At 44.7% G+C, this 18799-nt stretch carries 18 protein-coding genes and 1 riboswitch; of the genes, 8 read left to right on the top strand and 10 right to left on the bottom strand.

All coding sequences use genetic code 11. The features are described 5' to 3' along the window. Window positions 1-3: 3 nt before the first annotated feature. The 7 genes from murQ to GO620_RS12665 all read left to right on the top strand — a co-directional run bounded on the left by murQ (window position 4) and on the right by GO620_RS12665 (window position 8770). Window positions 4-810 carry an N-acetylmuramic acid 6-phosphate etherase gene (gene murQ / locus GO620_RS12695; RefSeq protein WP_157525735.1) on the top strand — a complete coding sequence of 269 codons (807 nt, stop codon included), beginning with the start codon at window positions 4-6 and terminating at the stop codon, window positions 808-810. Window positions 811-915: 105 nt separating this feature from the next. Continuing rightward, the gene (locus tag GO620_RS12690; protein ID WP_157525733.1) at window positions 916-1482 is read left to right on the top strand and encodes a hypothetical protein; all 567 of its coding nucleotides are present in this window, start codon (window positions 916-918) and stop codon (window positions 1480-1482) included. Between the two features lie 48 nt (window positions 1483-1530). Next, complete coding sequence (locus GO620_RS12685) at window positions 1531-2265, top strand: Bax inhibitor-1/YccA family protein (RefSeq protein ID WP_157525731.1); 735 nt, start codon at window positions 1531-1533, stop codon at window positions 2263-2265. A gap of 169 nt (window positions 2266-2434) precedes the next feature. Continuing rightward, window positions 2435-2535, top strand: a riboswitch (SAM riboswitch). 173 nt (window positions 2536-2708) lie between these two features. Beyond that, window positions 2709-6383: a methionine synthase gene (gene metH / locus GO620_RS12680; protein ID WP_157525729.1), complete on the top strand. Its 3675-nt coding sequence runs from the start codon at window positions 2709-2711 to the stop codon at window positions 6381-6383. Between the two features lie 42 nt (window positions 6384-6425). Further along, complete coding sequence (locus tag GO620_RS12675) at window positions 6426-6779, top strand: four helix bundle protein (protein ID WP_157525727.1); 354 nt, start codon at window positions 6426-6428, stop codon at window positions 6777-6779. Window positions 6780-6818: 39 nt separating this feature from the next. Beyond that, on the top strand, window positions 6819-7775 hold the full coding sequence (metF, locus tag GO620_RS12670) for a methylenetetrahydrofolate reductase [NAD(P)H] (RefSeq protein ID WP_157525725.1): 957 nt from the start codon (window positions 6819-6821) through the stop codon (window positions 7773-7775). 113 nt (window positions 7776-7888) lie between these two features. Then, entirely contained in the window at window positions 7889-8770 is an 882-nt protein-coding gene (locus tag GO620_RS12665) for a hypothetical protein (protein ID WP_157525723.1), read from the top strand. On the opposite strand, the gene GO620_RS12660 is transcribed toward GO620_RS12665, so the two are convergent. From GO620_RS12660 to GO620_RS12615, 10 genes are all read right to left on the bottom strand, one after another. Then, on the bottom strand, window positions 8771-9436 hold the full coding sequence (locus tag GO620_RS12660; protein ID WP_157525721.1) for a TonB family protein: 666 nt from the start codon (window positions 9434-9436) through the stop codon (window positions 8771-8773). Window positions 9437-9451: 15 nt separating this feature from the next. Then, window positions 9452-10150: a peptidoglycan DD-metalloendopeptidase family protein gene (locus tag GO620_RS12655; RefSeq protein ID WP_244139411.1), complete on the bottom strand. Its 699-nt coding sequence runs from the start codon at window positions 10148-10150 to the stop codon at window positions 9452-9454. A gap of 20 nt (window positions 10151-10170) precedes the next feature. Next, window positions 10171-10542, bottom strand: coding sequence for a 30S ribosome-binding factor RbfA (rbfA, locus tag GO620_RS12650; protein WP_157525718.1), 372 nt, complete (start codon window positions 10540-10542; stop codon window positions 10171-10173). Between the two features lie 125 nt (window positions 10543-10667). Then, window positions 10668-11903 carry an FtsX-like permease family protein gene (locus tag GO620_RS12645; RefSeq protein WP_157525717.1) on the bottom strand — a complete coding sequence of 412 codons (1236 nt, stop codon included), beginning with the start codon at window positions 11901-11903 and terminating at the stop codon, window positions 10668-10670. A gap of 69 nt (window positions 11904-11972) precedes the next feature. After that, the gene (locus GO620_RS12640) at window positions 11973-12602 is read right to left on the bottom strand and encodes an MBL fold metallo-hydrolase (protein ID WP_157525716.1); all 630 of its coding nucleotides are present in this window, start codon (window positions 12600-12602) and stop codon (window positions 11973-11975) included. A 69-nt stretch (window positions 12603-12671) separates the two neighbouring features. Further along, window positions 12672-12971, bottom strand: a complete 300-nt coding sequence (locus GO620_RS12635) for a GIY-YIG nuclease family protein (protein ID WP_200230019.1) — start codon at window positions 12969-12971, stop codon at window positions 12672-12674. A gap of 84 nt (window positions 12972-13055) precedes the next feature. Then, window positions 13056-13601 carry a gliding motility lipoprotein GldD gene (gene gldD / locus GO620_RS12630; RefSeq protein WP_449560068.1) on the bottom strand — a complete coding sequence of 182 codons (546 nt, stop codon included), beginning with the start codon at window positions 13599-13601 and terminating at the stop codon, window positions 13056-13058. A 26-nt stretch (window positions 13602-13627) separates the two neighbouring features. After that, window positions 13628-14425: a shikimate dehydrogenase family protein gene (locus tag GO620_RS12625; RefSeq protein ID WP_157525714.1), complete on the bottom strand. Its 798-nt coding sequence runs from the start codon at window positions 14423-14425 to the stop codon at window positions 13628-13630. Window positions 14426-14602: 177 nt separating this feature from the next. Beyond that, window positions 14603-15358: a phosphosulfolactate synthase gene (locus GO620_RS12620; RefSeq protein WP_157525713.1), complete on the bottom strand. Its 756-nt coding sequence runs from the start codon at window positions 15356-15358 to the stop codon at window positions 14603-14605. A 110-nt stretch (window positions 15359-15468) separates the two neighbouring features. Further along, on the bottom strand, window positions 15469-16872 hold the full coding sequence (locus GO620_RS12615) for a tetratricopeptide repeat protein (RefSeq protein ID WP_157525712.1): 1404 nt from the start codon (window positions 16870-16872) through the stop codon (window positions 15469-15471). A 347-nt stretch (window positions 16873-17219) separates the two neighbouring features. Here GO620_RS12615 and amaB point away from each other — a divergent pair, with 347 nt between their 5' ends. Then, window positions 17220-18761, top strand: coding sequence for an L-piperidine-6-carboxylate dehydrogenase (gene amaB / locus GO620_RS12610; RefSeq protein ID WP_157525711.1), 1542 nt, complete (start codon window positions 17220-17222; stop codon window positions 18759-18761). Window positions 18762-18799: the final 38 nt, after the last annotated feature.

The raw sequence follows: 18799 nt of genomic DNA, 5'->3' as shown, positions 1-18799 counted from the left end.
GTAATGGAAAACACTACCGAGAAAGATTCGCTGTATACCGACCTTGATAAAATGTCTGTAGCAGAACTGCTGCAGCACATGAACGAGCAGGACCAAACCGTACCATTAGCCGTTGCCAAAGCCTTGCCACAATTGGAAAAATTGGTTGACGTGGTTGCCGACCGAATGAGCAAAGGTGGACGCTTATTCTACATTGGCGCCGGTACCAGCGGCCGTTTGGGCGTGGTTGACGCCTCTGAATGTCCGCCTACATACGGCGTTCCGTTCGACTGGGTAGTAGGTATCATTGCAGGCGGTGATACAGCCATCCGCAAAGCTGTTGAATTTGCAGAGGATGATGCCAACCAGGCGTGGAATGACCTACAGGAATTTAATATTACCGCGAGCGATGTAGTGGTGGGCATAGCGGCATCGGGCCGTACACCCTATGTTATCGGCGGCCTGGCAACGGCCAACCTTAATGGTATTGCAACGGGCTGCATAGTTTGCAACGCGGGCAGCCCCGTAGCGGCAGAAGCGCAGTACCCTGTGGAAATAGTTACCGGCCCCGAGTTTGTGACCGGCAGTACCCGCATGAAGGCAGGCACCGCGCAAAAGCTTGCATTAAATATGCTGAGCACCAGCGTGATGATAAGGCTGGGCCGTGTTAAGGGCAACAAAATGGTAGATATGCAGTTAACAAATCATAAGCTGGTTGACCGTGGCACACGCATGGTAATGAATGAAACCGGGCTTGATGAAGCTACAGCTGCTGCATTGCTGAAAGAGAACGGCAGTGTGCGTAAAGCGGTAGAAGCACACCTAAAATAATGTGCGGATAGGAGGATGTGCAGATGTGCAAACGAGTCTGTGGATCTGGTAAAGGGATAATATAATTTGCACAATCTGCACATTTGCAAATTAGCACATAGAATAATGCACGAGATAGAACCATATTACCGGTGGCGGGATGACTATATAGCGGCAGAGGACGAAAATTCGCCGTTCTATGCTACGCAGTATAATGAGTTTGAGTTTGATAAACAGGTGTATAACTATTTACTGCATCCGCAGTGGGATTCGTTCGGGTCTAATACGCTTTACCTAAAAGTGATCTTTGTCGACTATGACCGGGGTTACGCAGTGATAGAATTTATCGGCGAGTGGAACGACGCCATCAACAATGATGTGATGCTGATGAAGCGCGAACTGATTGACCTGATGATGGACCAGGGTGTAAACAAGTTTTTGTTAATAGGCGAAAACGTACTGAACTTTCACGCCAGTGATGACTGTTACTACGAAGAATGGTTCCAGGAAGCAGAAGATGGCTGGATAGCCGGCATCAATTTCCGCGAGCATGTGATACAGGAATTTAAACGCAGCAACATTGACTATTACATTAATTTTGGCGGCGCTTTAGATGAATTAAACTGGCGATCGCTGCGCCCGCTGCAGTTTTTCAAACTGGTTGAAGAGCAGTTAACCCGCAGGCTCAATTAATCTTTTTTTCATAAAAATAATCTAACTTAGGATAAAATAAAACTATAAATGGATAACAATTCAAATAACTATTACGATCCAAACGTAATTCAGCTCGACGATTCGCAAGCTAATGTACGCCGCCATATGGCGAGTGTATTTTTGTGGATGTTTGTTGCCTTGGGCATCTCGGCTTTTTGTGCTTATGCTTTCGCCACTACACCTGCGCTATTAAAGGTATTAGTGAATACGGAAACCGGCGGTTTAAGTGGTTTAGGCTATGTTGCCTTGTTTGGCCCGCTGGCGTTTGTGATGATCATGTCTTTTGGCATCAACCGCATTTCATATCCGGTACTGGCACTGTTGTTTATTGCCTATTCTGCGTTAATGGGTGTTAGCCTTAGCTTTATACTGCTGGCTTACACATCCGCGTCTGTGCTTAGTATGTTTGTTACCGCATCGGCGCTTTTTGGGGTTATGGCCATTGCGGGTTATACCACTCATCAAGACCTAACCAAATTCGGCTCGCTAATGATAGTCGGTTTGGTTGGTGTGCTTATAGCAACCGTCGTAAATATGTTTATGCACAATCAAGGGTTAGACATGGTTATTAGTTATGTTGGGGTAGCCGTGTTTATTGGCCTGACAGCTTATGACGTTCAAAAGCAAAAGCGCATTGGCCAGGGTATTGAATTTGGTAGTGCCTCCGGTAAAAAATTAGCCTTAATGGGCGCATTAAATCTTTACCTCGATTTCGTAAATATGTTCCTGTTCCTGCTGCGCATCTTCGGGCGCCGCAGATAATAAATAACTAAGGATGTTCTTAAAAGCCTTCGACAAGAGTTGAGGGCTTTTTCCTTTTATGGATCTTATTAAAGTGAGTAATTAATTGTCAAAGGGCAAGTAAACGGCTATGGCAGTGTGGCCGGCTTGAGTTGTTTGTAAATCATCAGTTTAAGGATTATTTTTGTCACGCTTATAAAGAAAGACGGAGGGATTAGACCCTGCGAAGTCTTAGCAACCTGTGCCAACAAGGTGCTGCATTCTACTCACAACGGTTGAGAAAGATAAGCGGATGCCGGTTTAATAACGGCTTTCTAAATAAGCATTTAACAGATATGAGATTTGAGATATGAGATGTGAGATTTCGCGTCGAGTAGAAAAATTTTCATCAACTGTTTTTAGATATAGATCTGGTATGAGGCATGTGTCTCAAACCTCAAATCTAATATCTCACATCTAAGAACATGGATATTAAACAAGAACTGGAGAAACGTATTTTAGTTATAGACGGTGCTATGGGTACCATGATACAGCGATATGATCTTACCGAAGCAGATTTCCGTGCAGAGCGGTTTAAGGATCATCCAAGCGATCTGAAGGGTAATAACGACCTGTTAAATTTGACCCGCCCCGATGTTATCAAAGCCATACATACCGAGTATCTTACGGCCGGTGCAGATATTATTGAGACCAACACGTTCAGTACCCAACGCATCTCCCTGGCCGATTATCACATGGAAGACCTGGCTTATGAATTAAGCTACGAAGGTGCACGCATTGCCCGTCAGGCAGTTGACGAATGGATGGAAAAGCATCCGGGCGTTGCCAAATTTGTTGCCGGTGCGGTTGGCCCTACCAATCGAACCGCTTCTTTGTCGCCCGATGTAAATGACCCGGGCTATCGTGCTGTTACTTTTGATGATTTGGCCGGGGCTTATTACGAACAAATACGCGGCCTGGTTGATGGCGGCAGCGATGTGCTGTTGATCGAAACGATATTTGATACCCTTAACGCCAAAGCTGCATTATTTGCCGCAAACAGATATGCGGAAGAATCCGGCAAGAAGTTGCCGCTAATGATATCGGGTACCATAACAGATGCTTCCGGCCGTACGCTTTCGGGCCAAACGGTAGAGGCGTTCTGGAACTCGGTCCAGCATGCTAATTTGCTTTCGGTTGGGTTGAATTGTGCTTTAGGTGCCAAAGATATGCGCCCGCATATAGAAGAACTTTCTGAAAAAGCCGATGTATTTGTATCGGCTTACCCCAACGCCGGCCTGCCAAATGAGTTTGGCGGATATGATGAGATGCCGCATGAAACCGCGCACCTTGTAGATGACTTCCTGAAATCGGGCTTCGTAAATATAGTTGGCGGATGCTGCGGTACCACACCCGATCATATCCGCTGCATTGCCGAAAAGGCGAGGCAAACCCAGCCACGCAAAAAGCCGGTTGCAGAACCTCATATGCGCCTCAGCGGGTTAGAGTCTGTAACCGTTACACCAGAAAGTATTTATGTAAACGTTGGCGAGCGTACCAACATAACAGGGTCTCCTAAATTTTCGAAACTTATCCTTTCAGAGAATTATGAGGAAGCACTAACCGTAGCCCGCCAGCAGGTAGAAGGCGGCGCGCAGGTAATAGACATCAACATGGACGAGGGTATGATAGACTCTGAAGCCGTGATGGTAAAGTTTCTGAACCTGATAGCATCTGAACCTGATATTGCCAAATTGCCCATCATGGTCGACTCGTCTAAATGGAGCGTGATCGAGGCCGGGCTTAAGTGTTTACAGGGAAAGGGCATTGTTAACTCGATCTCCCTTAAAGAGGGTGAAGAAAAATTTAAAGAGTATGCCCGCAAAATATTATGCTACGGCGCTGCGACAGTTGTAATGGCTTTTGATGAACAAGGCCAGGCAGATTCATACAATCGCCGGATAGAGATATGTAAACGCTCTTACGATATACTGGTTAACGAAATTGGTTTCCCTCCTCAAGACATCATCTTCGACCCGAACATCTTAACTGTTGCTACAGGGTTAGAAGAACATAACAACTACGCGGTAGACTTTATTAACGCTACCCGCTGGATAAAAGAAAACCTGCCCTATGCTAAAGTTAGCGGCGGTGTGAGTAATATTTCTTTCTCATTCCGTGGTAACAACACTGTGCGCGAGGCTATGCACTCGGCATTTTTGTACCATGCCATAAAAGCAGGCATGGACATGGGCATTGTAAACGCCGGGATGCTGGAAGTATATGAAGAAATAGAACCCGAACTGCTGAAAAAGGTAGAAGACGTATTGCTTAACCGCCATCCCGAAGCTACCGAGCGTTTGGTTGAATATGCAGATACAATAAAGTCTAAAGGCAAAGAGATTGTGCGTGATGAGGCCTGGCGAAACGAGCCGGTTGAATCGCGGTTATCACACGCGCTGGTAAAAGGTATCATCGAATACCTCGACGCCGATGTGGAAGAGGCGCGGCAAAAATACGCCCGCCCGCTCGAGGTAATAGAAGGCCCGCTGATGGATGGCATGAACATAGTAGGCGACCTTTTTGGCGCCGGCAAAATGTTTCTGCCGCAGGTAGTAAAGTCGGCACGTGTAATGAAAAAGGCTGTTGCTTACCTGCTGCCGTTTATTGAAGAAGAGAAATTAAAGAATCCGCATGCCGGAGGCAAATCAACTGCCGGAAAGATATTGCTGGCAACCGTAAAAGGTGATGTGCATGACATCGGCAAAAACATAGTAGGCGTTGTACTGGCTTGTAATAACTTCGAGGTAATAGACCTTGGCGTAATGGTGCCCGCTCAACGTATTTTAGATGAAGCCAAAAAACAAGAGGTTGATATAATCGGCCTTAGCGGTTTAATTACACCTTCTTTGGACGAGATGGTGCATTTTGCCAAAGAAATGGAACGCGAGAATATGAATATTCCGCTGATAGTAGGCGGGGCAACCACATCGCGTATACATGCGGCGGTAAAGATCGCGCCTAATTATTCGGGTGCTGCCATACACGTACTTGATGCGTCGCGAAGCGTTACCGTTTGCAGCAGCCTGATGAATGCCGAGCAACGACAGCCATATATCAAGTCTGTTAAGCTTGAATATGACAAGGCACGAGAGGCGCATGCTAATAAACGCAACGACAAACGCTTTGCAAGTATTGAAGAAGCGCGTGAGCAAAAATTTAAGATAAACCTTAATAGTGCAATTGCACCAAAACCGTCTTTCCTGGGGACAAAAACATTTGCTTCTTACCCATTGGAAGAGCTGATAGATTATATCGACTGGACGCCGTTTTTTCACACCTGGGAGCTACGCGGCAGCTATCCAAAGATCTTTAATGATCCTTATGTAGGTGCTGAAGCCAAAAAGCTGTACGACGACGCGCAGGTGCTGTTAAATAGGATCGTAAAGGAAAAACTCCTTCACGCAAATGGTGTAATTGGTTTTTGGCCCGCAAACAGTGCAGGCGATGATATCGAACTTTATACCGATGAGAACCGTACGCAGTTACTTAGCCGCATACATACTTTACGACAGCAAGGCGAGAAGGTTAAAGGCGAACCATATTACGCGCTTGCCGATTTTATTGCACCAAAGCAAAGTGGCGTAGCTGATTATTTTGGCGGCTTTGCGGTAACCACCGGCATTGGTTGTGATGAACTTGTAGCCGAATTTGAAGCCGACCACGACGATTATAACAGTATATTGGCAAAAGCCTTGGCGGATCGTTTGGCCGAAGCATTTGCCGAAAAGATGCATGAATTGGTCCGCCGCGAATATTGGGGTTATGCTAAAGACGAAACCTTAGATAATCTGCAGCTAATTAAAGAAGAATATCAAGGCATACGCCCGGCACCAGGTTACCCGGCCTGCCCGGATCACACAGAAAAAACAACGCTGTTTGATCTGCTAAAAGCCGAGGACGAAGCGCACATGTACCTTACAGAAAGTTTGGCTATGATGCCGGCTGCATCTGTAAGCGGGTTTTACTTTGCGCATCCGCAATCCCGCTACTTTGGTCTGGGCAAAATTGGCAAAGACCAGGTGGATGACTATGCCAAACGTAAAGAGATGAGCATCGATACCGTTGAACGCTGGCTGGGTCCTAATTTGAATTATTAAATTGGTATAAAGATATTAGTATCAAGTATCAAGATAGTGCGAATGCATAACTTTAAAGAATTAAAAGTTTGGAAAGCAGGAATAAGCCCTTCTAAAATAATTTTTGAAATTACGAGAGATCTCCCTCAAGCAGAAAGGTTTGGTCTCATTTCCCAGATGACGCGTGCTGCGGTATCGATACCCTCCAATATTGCAGAAGGTTGTGGTCGCAAATCAAACAAAGAACTGTACCAGTTTTTTAGCATAGCGGTTGGGTCATCATTTGAACTTGAAACCCAAGTGATCCTTGCCCGTGAATTTAAATATATAACAGAAGAACAACTACAAATAACAAGTAATCAGATAATAGAAGTGCAGAAGATGCTTCACGGTTTTCAAAAAAGCCTGGCGTCCTAATTGTTATCTCGATACTTGATACTCGTTACTTGATACTGCATGAAAATAACCGAACATATCGCAAACGCCAAAGGCAGAACACTTTTTTCTTTTGAGTTGCTGCCGCCGTTGAAGGGCTCAAGCTTACAAGGCATCTTTAACGCTATTGACCCGTTAATGGAGTTTAAACCGCCGTTTATTGATGTTACCTCATCACGCGAGGATAACGCTTACAAGGAACGTGGTAATGGGTTGCTTGAAAAGGTAACTTATCGCAAGCGCCCGGGAACAGTGGCAGTATGCGCGGCCATACAGCATAAATATAAGGTAGACACCGTTCCGCATTTGATCTGCGGCGGGTTTACCAAAGAAGAAACAGAATACGCGTTGATAGACCTGCAGTTTTTAGGCATAGATAACGTATTGGTGCTGCGTGGGGACGCCCGTAAAGGCGACGCCGGTTTTATTCCCACTCCGGGAGGGCACTGTTATGCAACCGACCTCTTAAAACAGGTAACCAATATGAACGAGGGTATTTACTTGCATGAAGATCAGCCTTCGGCCTATAAAACAGATTTTTGTATTGGAGTGGCTGCTTATCCCGAGAAACATTTTGAGGCCCCTAATTTAAAGACCGACTTCAAATATCTTAAACAGAAAATAGATGGAGGGGCAAATTTTATTGTTACCCAAATGTTTTTTGACAACAGTAAGTATAAAGAATTTGTAACCCAATGCCACGAAAATGGTATAAATGTACCTATTATCCCGGGACTAAAACCAATTACTAACTTAAAGCAATTGGTTAGTTTGCCGAAGATATTTCACATTGACATACCCGAAGATCTGGGCGATGCTATACAGGCCTGTAAGAATGACAATGCCGTGCGTGAAGTTGGCATTGAATGGATGATCAACCAATGTAAAGAGTTAATGGAGTTTGGTGCACCGGTGCTCCACTTTTATACTATGGGTAATGCAGAACCTACCAAGCGCATCGCTTCGGCATTATTTTAATTTCAAAGTGTTAGCATCACTTTATTAAATAACTCTATCTGTATCTTGCCGCAATGAATATGCTCTTGGAAACATGTCTTCGCACCAGGTACGTGCTATGCTTTTTAATGTTGATGGCTTTAGCCGGATGCAAGCCGCGGCACATTGCAAAACGCGAGATCATTTCTTTTAAGCCTATACAAGGCATTCAATACACAGAGGTTCATCGCCGGTTACAAAACGGGCTTATCTTTAACGAATACGGTTATCAGCTGGAGCCGCAATGGGAACTCGAATTTTTGAAGAATGATTCGGCACGGATCTATAGCCCCATAAAAAAAACTTATATAAACTTTCCGCTTTCGCGCGGTTATGATTCTATTTTCAATACAGCGCGCACCTGGTATAAGATGCGCAAAATGAGCAAAGACAGTTTGCTATTAGAGATTCTAAAGTTTAGCGGCGATAGCATAGAGACTAAAGGCAATAAAGTCTTCATGACCTTCTACTCGAACGATTACATCAGGAATGTTTTGCATAGCGATACCGGCGCGCTGCGCCGCCCAACCCATGCAGACACAGCGTACCTAAAAAAGCTTATCGCCTTATCTCAAAAAGATAGCACAAAGGCTTTTGCCGCGCGCAGCCCTGTGCAGCTATCATCAAATAACCCAAACTTCATCATCGAGAAAAAGACCGAAGAACCGACCTTGCTCAATCATTTCGATACATCAGATGATTACATGAATCCATCTTTCTACATACGGATCAATAACGGCAATGAAGATTTTGGTTATTCGTTTTCTGTCTATGTGGACGCGAGTGGCAGAATGACTTATGGCAAACCCCTTGTTGGTTTTTATGAAGAGGAATATCACCAGGCGTTTTTACGCAAAAGTCACAAACTGTTAGACGGGTACCTGCAATACTACCTGCACGTAAAGCCGGGCAGCACATTGGGTATACCTCACGCCAGCGAAATAGCACTGCATATCACCATGCGTAAAGGCAAATAGTTATCTGCAATTTTTGGCAATAAAGGAATCTGCCTTATCGCTGCCAATGTTGCGTATAAAGTTCCAATCTTTGCAGGCACCTGCCTTGTCGCCTTGTTTAAATTTTTGATTGGCCTGGTCCAGTAAATCATTTATAAAAGAATCATCATACCCCAGCTGTATTTTCAAAGCGGTGATTTGCTTTTCTACGTTGGGATCGCCTTTGCCCTGGTACTTATTTTTGTAATAGTTGGTAATAGCATCCTGCAATTGTTCTTGCGCTTTGTAATTGGCAATGGCTGCCTGGCGGCTTTGATTTGTCACATTATTGCATCTTGAATAATCAGGGGTGAAGGTGATGGGTATTACGATGACGGCACCTATGGCATAAGTGTTTGGCACTGTCCATTTGCCCGATGTCATTCTGACAATGCGAACTGCCTCCTCATCCAGATCAATTCCCGGCCCGTCCTGTACATAAGCGGTGTCAACTTTTCCTGCAGCGTCTAGTCTAAACGCTACCTTTATTGTGGCGGCAATGCAGTTCTGACGCGAATATTCGGGGTAAACAATTTTTGTGGTGATGAAATTATCCAGCGCGGGTTGCCCGCCTTTGAATACAGGCTGCGCAGTAGACCTGAGAGTTAAACAACAAACGAAAACTATAAAACCGATATGCTTAAGCATATAACCATAACGCTTTTAGCGCATTATAGTTGCTTGCGGTATTTGCAAAATGATAGCGGGATCAGGAATATTTTGTTGTTGTATTTCTTTTTCTGAAAATCTACCCACACCGGGAAAGTCACCTGCCATTCCCTGCATATCAAACATCAGCTGAAAATGCAGGTGAGGTGGCCAGCTGCCGTTCTCTGCCCATTCGCCAAGGGTGGCTATTTTTTGACCTGATGAAATTGTCTTGCCCTGATGCAAACCGTCGAGACTTTTGCGGCTAAGGTGACCGTATAAAGAATATACGGTTAAGCCGTCAAGGCAATGTTCCAGGATAATTGTGGGGCCGTAATCCCCAAAGTGGTTGTTATCTGCAAAGCTGTGCACTTTACCATCAAGCGGCGAGTAAACCGCTGTTCCCGCTGGTGCCCAAAAGTCTATCCCAAGATGCAGGCGGCGGGGTTCTTCTTCGGTATTAAATAACGCACTGCGCTTGTAAATGGCGCGATGCTCCATATACCCGCCAATGCCAAAGCGGCAATCGTGCTTTTGCAGGGTATGGTCTATATAATGTGTAAAGGATGCTTGGTCTCCAAAATCGACAGTATCCAAATCTTTATTATCCGCTGTAAAATCGAAACAAAAGAATTTGTCGATACCCTCGTTAAACTCGACAACTTTGCTGACGGCAGACGGATTTGCTCCGACATAATACGCTAGCTGGCTCATCCTATTCATATGGCAGTTAACTATTCCGTATCCGGCTGGCGGTCTTCTTTGCTGATCTTATCAAAAATGCGGTCCATGCGCTCAACATATTCGCTGGTATCATCTATAAAGAATTCCAATTGTGGAATGATACGCACCTGGTCTTTAATGCGTGCACCAAGTTTATAGCGTATTTCTGAAGCATGCTGTTTTACAATTGCTAAAGACTGTGCTGTGTTGGTATTATTAAAAAAGCTTAGGAATACGCGTGCTATGGCCAGGTCTGGCGTTACGCGTACTTTTGTGATCGTAACCAGCGTATTGGGCAAATAGTTCATACCCTCTCGCTGAAATATAGCAGCCAGGTCTTCTTGTATAACACCGGCAAATTTTTGTTGACGTTTAGATTCCATGGTAGTAATAGCGGAAATGATAAAGGTATTTTAATTTAGGTAAAAGCTCAAAGTTAAAAGGCGAAAGGTGATTTTTTGTTTTGTAACAAACCACTACTCACCGCTCACCAATCACCACTCACCGTTTATAAATTCTGCTTAAAATCGTCCAGGCCTTTAACACTCAGCCTTGCGCTTATGGCAGACGCAATGACGGCTATGCCCGTAACTGTAAACAGCACCAAGACAAAATCTGTCCATTTAAACGCTACCGGATAGGCATTGATCACCGTAAGCCCGCCGCCCATTTTTATAAAGCCATAGTGTTGCTGCAGCAAGCCAAATATGAGCCCGGCAATGATTCCGCCGGCGCAGCCTACCAATGAAATGAACATCCCCTCGAAAAAGAATATGCCCTTGATGAGCTGCTTACCCGCGCCAAGGCTGCTTAGTATGGCGATGTCTTTTTTCTTGTCTATCACCAGCATAGTGAGCGAGCCGATAATGTTAAAAATGGCGATAACCAATACAAAACTTAAGATGATAAATACCGCCCATTTTTCTGAATGCAGGATCTTGTACAGTAAGGTGTTCTGCTCGTAACGGTTTTTCACCGTGTATGTGCCATCGCCTAATTGCTGCTGAATTTCTGCCTGCACTTTATTGATGTTAGTGCCTTTTTTGTAGTTCAGTTCTACAGAGGACACTTCAATAGAGTCTGCTAACAGGTCGCGCATAAATGACAACGGAACGATGACCATATCATCAAAATCCTGCTGAACAGAGAATATGCCGATCGGTGTAATGTTGCGCACCACAAACTCGTCAGCCGGGTTAATACTATTGAGCGGTGCTTTACGGCTGGGCGCGTAAACCTGCAAAGCTGAAAAGGGATCGTTAACATTGATACCCAAACTTCCCTGAACGGTAGCGCCAACAACTGCCAGCGGCTCTTTGTTCTTACTCATCAGGTCGAAAGAGCCGTTAAGTACAATGCTATCCAACCGTGGATTTTTTAAAAAGCCATCGCCTACGCCTTTCATAGTGGCGATAACCTGATGATTACGATAACGCAAAAGGGCGCGCTCCTGCAGCACTTCTACGTAAGAAAATATAGCGGGATCGCTTTTTATCTTGTTGAATGGCGCTATGTTATCAGCAAAAGTTTTTCCCTTAACCGGCTCGATCACCAGTTGAGGAGTAAAATTGTTGTATAATGATAAGATGACACCCTCAAGCCCATTAAACACGGATAAAATGATAACCAATGCCGCACTGCCTATAAAAACCCCAAGCATAGATATGCCAGAGATGATGTTGATAGCGTGCATCTTTTTTACCGAAAACAGGTAACGCTTGGCTATGTAAATGGAGGTGTTCAAGCGCAACCCCCTAACCCCCTGAAGGGGGAACAACAGATCCAAACTCTCCCTTTAGGGGACTGGGGGGTGTTAAAAATACGGATTGTTCGCCTTTTCATATCCAATAGTAGTCTCGGGCCCGTGGCCCGGGTAAACGGTACAATCGTCCGGAAGGGTAAAAAGTTTTTCCTCGATGTTTTTGATGAGCAAGGCGTGGTTACCGCCGGGCAGGTCTGTGCGGCCTACGGTGTTTCGGAACAGTACATCGCCGCCGACTAATATGTTATCTGCCTTATCATAAAAGCACAGATGGGCGGGGGAGTGGCCGGGTGCGAATATCAAATCGAGTGTAGTATTACCAAAGGTGATCTGTCCGCTTTCCGGAAGGTAATGATCCGGCTTGGGCGAAAGTTCATATCTAATACCAAACACTTGTGCCCGCGACGGTGCCTCGTCTACCAACGGCTGCTCGCCAATGTGGTATTGCGGCTTTAAACCATACTGATCGAATACAAATTTATTACCGATTATGTGGTCGATGTGGCAATGTGTGTTGAGTAGTAAAACCGGCTTGAGTTTATTTTGAGTGATAAAATTAACCACCGCGTTCTGCTCGGCGGCGGTTTCCATACCGGGATCTATGATGGCGCATTCGCCGCTATCATCGTAAAGGATATAGGTGTTTTCCTCGAAAGGGTTATTAGTGAAGCGTTGGATCATGTTTTTATTTGGGGAATTTGCTTTAATCACGTTAAGCCGCCAATGTCATGGTGAGCCTGTCGAACCATTCTACAATTTTTTTGTATTGGTAATTTTATTTTTGGATGTTCTAGATAAATCAGGTAGCATGTGCCAATCGCCATTAACCAGTGCTTCCTTTTTCTCTTTGCGCCAGCCTTTTATTTGCTTCTCAAAATTTATAGCGTCATTAACATTATCAAATCTATAATGAAAAACTAACTTCAATGGCCTCTTATCAAATGTAAAGGCTTTGTCGTTTATACCATTTATATGTTCATATAAGCGCCTTTCCAGATCGTTTGTTATGCCAACGTAATATGAGCCATTGTTGCATTGCAAAATGTACACAAAGTATTAATGGCTATTATTCATTTAGATTGTTTAGGCCTTCGACAGGCTCAGGCTGACATAGTTGTAATCACTCTAAATTTATTATTTCCACTTAAAGCTTTTGATCATTACATCGATATCTTTTTTGATGAAGTTAAGCACCGGCTGAATGGAGTCTAATCTGGGCTGCGAATTGAAATATAACGAACCACGCAGGTAGTGCCGGGTGCTGTCTGTTAAAAAGAATTGCGATGATGAAGCCGCGTTGCCATCGATGGTGTAATAGATGCCGTAAACTTTCTTGTCAGGATAGCGGATCAGCCCTTCATCAATGGCGGTAGCTTTAACGGTATGCTTAAAAGCGAAAGTACGCGCATCTTCAACCAATTGGTTAAATATCTTTTTTGAAGTAACGGGCTGATAGCTTAAGTGCAGCGTAGCGTTAAACTGCGGAAATTGCATATCAAGCCAGCATGGTCTGGCATCCGGCCGGCGGTCTGGTTCCAGGAAAGTATAAGTCGGGTATTGAAAATCTATTGGGCAGCCGCCTGTATATTCGCGATAGCTTTTTTTGGGATAAATGATTCGGTAAAAGCCGCGGGGCTTGGGCGAATAATCTGCGTTGCCACTGCAAGCCTGCAAAAGCATACAGATTAACAACAAGTGCAGTACTGTTACGGATTTAGCCCTTTTGAATTCCAAATCTCCCATGATCTTTCTGCCTGCAATACTAACATTTCATATCCGTTTTTCACAACAGCGCCTTTCTCTGCACCTTTTTGCATAAACAGCGTAAGTTCGGGATTGTAAACCAAGTCGTAAAGTAAATGTGAGCCGCCAAGGTATTCATAGGGGATAGATGGGCAGGTATCAACATCGGGACTGGTGCCGAGAGGAGTGGTGTTGATGATGAGTTTACGGCTTTCCATAATTTCCTGGTCTAACTCTGAAAATAACAAATTTCCCGGCAGCTTTTTACGGGTTACGCATACATAAGGGATGCCCAATTTAGCCAGAACATATTTAACCGCTTTAGCCGCGCCACCATCGCCCAGGATCAATGCCTTGTCATGAGCAGAAGTGAGGAATGGCTTTAGTGAGCGTTCAAAACCATAGGCATCGGTATTGAAACCCTCTACCAAAAAGTCTTTACCGCCAAAACCAACCTCGCCGCTAAGCGCGGCAGCGACCGGGCTTTCGTTGGATATACGCAGGCAATTAACGGCGCCAATTTCTTTAGCTATACTGCCCAGCCAATCAGTATGTTTTAGCATGCTCACCTTGTGCGGAATGGTTACATTGAGTCCGCATATGTTCGGATTTCTCTCCAGAAACTCGTCGAAATTATCCAGGCTTTCCATTGGAAAAACTTCGTAGCGGGCATCTATCTTTTCGTGCTGAAATTTATCTGTAAAGTATTTTTTGGAAAAAGAATGTCCAAGGGGGTAACCTATTATGCCGTAGATCTTCATTAGATTATGATTTCACAGATTTTAAATGATTTCGCTGGTCATGTACAAAGTAAACCCTTTGATAGCTATTACAAAAAATATAAACAGTTATTGTGCCACTAAGTAATCACCCATCCAAAATGAAACAGGTGAGGATAGCTAATTGGTGAAATCAATTTTAACCGGTGCAATCTGTACCTAAAGAAAAGTATCAAAAGTATCGCTGCGGATGCCTAAGCGTAATGTTTCAAGCGGAATAATGTCGGCACAACTGATGTTGCCTAAATTTACATTTGCGCCCAACTGCTTAATGAACCATGCTTGCTGCTCCTTATGCGGCGCTTCCCAGATGATTTTATCCTGCGGTACATTCGTCACAATGCTATCGATCACCTCGTCGCGTACCCGGCCGCCATCGCCATATATGCCAACGCTGCCGCTTTCGCGGGCTTCGGCAATTACCTTCCATGAACCGGCCTGTAGCTCGGCTTGCATGTATTTTACCCACTCATCGGGGGTGTAGACGTTTTGCGCATCTTTTGAACCGACTTCGGATATGACAGTGACGTGCTTGCTTACCTGATAAATATATTCACACTTTTTGTCATGCGGTATGCTCATCGATCCGTCTGAAATTTCACAATGCGTCATATCAAACTTCTCCAGCGTGCGAAGAAACTCATCAAACTGGTTACGTATCAAAAAAACTTCGAACAGCGTACCACCGAAATAAACGGGGATGTTTGCATGGCGGTACAGCCTTAATTTCTCTCCCAGCTTGTTGGTTACATATGAAGTAGCCCAGCCTAATTTTACAACGTCAATGTATTGGGCGCTCATGTCAAGCAGGTCCTCAATGGCATGCAAGCCTAAGCCTTTGTCCATCATCATGGTGAGGCCATTGCCACGTGGTTTTTCTGCACGTTGAGGTAACATATCCAGGAAAAAATTCATGATGCGAAGATAATCGGTTATAGCCTATAACAAAATAGACTAATGTTAATTTAGCATGAAAAAACCATTCGCTTTTGACGAATGGTCTTTAGTTTAAATCAAGTTGGAATTTATTTAGTATACCTGGCAATGATATCCAGTATCACTTTGTTTTGCTGTAACTGTGGCAGGTATTCAAACAAGATAAAATGCTTGTCGGGGTCGGTGTTTAATGCCAGCTCTAAATTGGTGAGGGCATCGTTATAATCGCCTTTCGCGAATAAATAAGCCACTATACGGTAATATAGCTCCGCCGCTTCAGGATTGTTCTTAATCGCCAAGGCCATCACCTCAATAGCGTCAACCAAGCGCTCCTGCTCATACATGATAGATGAGTAGTCCAGCCAGGCATCAACATCCAGCGGGTTTAGTTCCACTACTTTTTCATAGGCATCTTCGGCCTTTTGCAGGTTACCCAACTTATATTCAGAATCCGCGATAGCGAACCAGTAATCTGCATTCAGCGCGTCGAGGTCTAAAGCCTTCTTGTAAAAGTGTAGTGCCTCAAAATAGCGCTCTTCGAAATCCAAAGTCACGCCGATACCAAACCAGGCATCTGCAAGTTTTGGATCCATCTTAACAGCTTTCTTATAAAAAGAGCGGGCCTCGTCCATCTGCTCCAGCTTTTCATAGCATTCGCCAATGGCACAATAAGTATCGCCGTTAGGCTGTTCGTACTCAAAGGTTTGGCGGTAAACATCTATGGCGTCCTGATATTTCTCGAGGTTAACCAAAGCGTTACCTTTATTAAAGTAAGCTGAGGCGAAGCTGTCCTTTATCAGGATAGCATAATCGTAAGCATCTATAGCCTTCTCAAACAGCCCCATTTTTGTAAACGCGTTACCCAAATTATACCAGGCTGCATAACTGTAAGGCTCGTTATCGATGTACTGCTCATAGAACTGCACGCTCTCTGCCTGGTTATCCATTACGTCGTAGCAAAAAGCCAGTTCATAAAGGGCATCCTGGTTTTCCATGTTGTATTCCAAGCAGCGTTTTAGGTAAGATATGGCAGTTTCATAATCGCCCATATTCTGGTGAACGTAAGCGATGTGCAGCAAGATATCATCCTGCTCTTCGGCCATATTCAGTGCCTTCTCATAATTCTCCAAAGCCTCGTCATACCGTTCCAGGTTTTCATACAAGTTACCACGGATCACGTAGATATCAGCTTCAGAAGCTTCCAGCATTTCTGCCTTGTCTAACGCGGCAAAAGCCTCAGACATTCGGTTAGTCACCACCAGCAGCTGTGCCTGTTTTATTAAAAAGATGGCCGCGAAAGGGTGCTGGTTTTTGGCATATTCTACCACTTGTATGGCCTTTGCCGGGTCGTTCTTTTCTATATAGTAATCAATAATGTTCTCGAAGGCTTGTGCATCAAAAAAGTACTGATCATGGTTTCGGATCATCTCTTCGTATCTCTCAACAGAGAACTTAGGATCCTCGGTAAAACCGTATTCAAATTCTTCGTCCATCAGATAGGTTTTATTCTAAGACTAGCAATATGAGCAAAAGTGACACGACTTATCACTCTTTGGGAATTAAATTACACTAATAAGACCCACGGCAGTGCTTTAAGTTTTCAACAAATCCACCTTGTTAACACCGGGATGCGTAAGTAATTGATTGTAAGCGTTAATTTGTATTTAGGCTTTTGCGTGTGACCTCTCCCTCTAGCTTATTTAAAAAATGGGAAAAACTTTACAGCCCTTCTCCTTCAGCGAAGGGTTGGGATGAGGCCGTAATATGTACATTTGCCAAAACAAGCCCCTCCCAACCCTCCCCGGAAGGGAGGGCTTAAAAAACTTAAATTTCTACTCCTATGAAGTTTGATATCACGCCTGTTCTTGCTCATTTTAAAATAAACGCTTTAAACCCGGCTTTTAGTACGGGAAGCGTGTTTGGCGGCAATTCTAACCCTGTAACCAAAGAAATTATTTCGCCGGTCGATGGTCAAAAGATCGCATCTGTAAACATGGCAACAGGTGCCGATTACGATGCGGTTGCCGATAAAGCGGTTGAAGCATCTAAGAAATGGCGAACCATTCCTGCACCTAAACGTGGAGAAATTGTAAGGCAGATAGGCGCAGCGCTGCGTGAAAATAAAGACCAGCTGGGTAAGCTTGTTTCTTATGAGATGGGTAAAAGCCTGCAAGAGGGTTGGGGGGAAGTACAGGAGATGATAGATATCTGCGATTTTGCCGTTGGAATAAGTCGCCAGTTATACGGCTCGACAATGCATTCCGAGCGGCCCGACCACCGTATGTATGACCAGTATCATCCGCTGGGTGTGGTGGGTATCATATCAGCGTTTAATTTCCCGGTGGCTGTGTGGAGCTGGAACGCCATGCTGGCCTTGGTTTGCGGCAATACCTGCATTTGGAAACCATCAGAAAAAACGCCATTAACGGCTTTGGCTTGCCAGCAGATCATTCAAAAGGTATTTGCTGATAATAAAATTGCCGAAGGGACATCATGCCTAGTTATTGGCGACCGCCAAATAGGTGCACAAATGGCCGCGGATACCCGCGTAGCGTTGATCTCTGCAACCGGCAGCACGCGTATGGGCAAAGAAGTAGCGGTTACGGTAGCCAAACGTTTAGGAAAATACTTATTAGAATTAGGCGGAAACAACGCAGTGATCATTAGTAAGGATGCCAACATGGATATTGCCCTGGTGGGTGCCGTATTTGGCGCGGTGGGAACGGCCGGGCAGCGCTGCACTACAACCCGCCGTCTCATTATTCATGAAAGTATTTACGGTGCCTTCAGGCAAAAACTAATAAACGCCTACGGGCAGATCCGCATTGGCAACCCGCTGGATGAGCATAACCATATGGGGCCGCTGATAGACAAGGACGCGGTTAATGCCTACCTGAAATCTATTGATGAGTGCAAAGCCCAGGGCGGTAAGTTTATTGTTGATGGCGGCATTTTATCAGGAGATGAATACGCGTCGGGATGCTATGTAAAACCATGCATTGCCGAAGTAGAAAACCATTACCCGATTGTACAGCACGAAACCTTTGCGCCGATACTATATCTTATAAAATACGAAACTATAGATCAAGCTATCGAACTCCAGAATGCAGTTCCGCAAGGGTTGTCATCTGCCATCATTACCAATAATTTGCGCGAGGCCGAACAATTCTTATCCTATCGCGGTTCGGATTGTGGTATAGCCAATGTAAACATTGGTACTTCTGGAGCAGAAATAGGCGGGGCATTCGGCGGTGAAAAAGAAACCGGCGGTGGCCGCGAGTCGGGGTCCGATGCGTGGAAAGCTTACATGCGGCGCCAAACCAATACTATAAACTATTCAGCACAATTGCCGCTGGCACAGGGAATAAAATTTGACCTTTAAACGTTCTACAATTACGAAAATGAAATTTAAATAGGTGT

The organism is Mucilaginibacter ginkgonis, assembly GCF_009754905.2.
Classification (GTDB): Bacteria; Bacteroidota; Bacteroidia; order Sphingobacteriales; family Sphingobacteriaceae; genus Mucilaginibacter; species Mucilaginibacter ginkgonis.
The sequence above is the reverse complement of the archived record's forward strand: the minus strand, read 5'-3'. Positions and strand labels throughout refer to the sequence as shown.

Excerpts from the sequence above, each read along its gene's own strand:
- GO620_RS12620 (WP_157525713.1), bottom strand. The coding sequence starts at position 15,358 with ATGAATTTTTTCCTGGATATGTTACCTCAACGTGCAGAAAAACCACGT.
- GO620_RS12655 (WP_244139411.1), bottom strand. The coding sequence starts at position 10,150 with ATGAGCCAGCTAGCGTATTATGTCGGAGCAAATCCGTCTGCCGTCAGC.
- rbfA (WP_157525718.1), bottom strand. The coding sequence starts at position 10,542 with ATGGAATCTAAACGTCAACAAAAATTTGCCGGTGTTATACAAGAAGAC.
- GO620_RS12675 (WP_157525727.1), top strand. The coding sequence starts at position 6,426 with ATGCATAACTTTAAAGAATTAAAAGTTTGGAAAGCAGGAATAAGCCCT.
- murQ (WP_157525735.1), top strand. The coding sequence starts at position 4 with ATGGAAAACACTACCGAGAAAGATTCGCTGTATACCGACCTTGATAAA.
- metH (WP_157525729.1), top strand. The coding sequence starts at position 2,709 with ATGGATATTAAACAAGAACTGGAGAAACGTATTTTAGTTATAGACGGT.
- GO620_RS12660 (WP_157525721.1), bottom strand. The coding sequence starts at position 9,436 with ATGCTTAAGCATATCGGTTTTATAGTTTTCGTTTGTTGTTTAACTCTC.
- GO620_RS12690 (WP_157525733.1), top strand. The coding sequence starts at position 916 with ATGCACGAGATAGAACCATATTACCGGTGGCGGGATGACTATATAGCG.
- GO620_RS12625 (WP_157525714.1), bottom strand. The coding sequence starts at position 14,425 with ATGAAGATCTACGGCATAATAGGTTACCCCCTTGGACATTCTTTTTCC.
- GO620_RS12665 (WP_157525723.1), top strand. The coding sequence starts at position 7,889 with ATGGCTTTAGCCGGATGCAAGCCGCGGCACATTGCAAAACGCGAGATC.
- GO620_RS12615 (WP_157525712.1), bottom strand. The coding sequence starts at position 16,872 with ATGGACGAAGAATTTGAATACGGTTTTACCGAGGATCCTAAGTTCTCT.
- gldD (WP_449560068.1), bottom strand. The coding sequence starts at position 13,601 with ATGCTTTTGCAGGCTTGCAGTGGCAACGCAGATTATTCGCCCAAGCCC.
- amaB (WP_157525711.1), top strand. The coding sequence starts at position 17,220 with ATGAAGTTTGATATCACGCCTGTTCTTGCTCATTTTAAAATAAACGCT.
- GO620_RS12685 (WP_157525731.1), top strand. The coding sequence starts at position 1,531 with ATGGATAACAATTCAAATAACTATTACGATCCAAACGTAATTCAGCTC.
- GO620_RS12640 (WP_157525716.1), bottom strand. The coding sequence starts at position 12,602 with ATGATCCAACGCTTCACTAATAACCCTTTCGAGGAAAACACCTATATC.
- metF (WP_157525725.1), top strand. The coding sequence starts at position 6,819 with ATGAAAATAACCGAACATATCGCAAACGCCAAAGGCAGAACACTTTTT.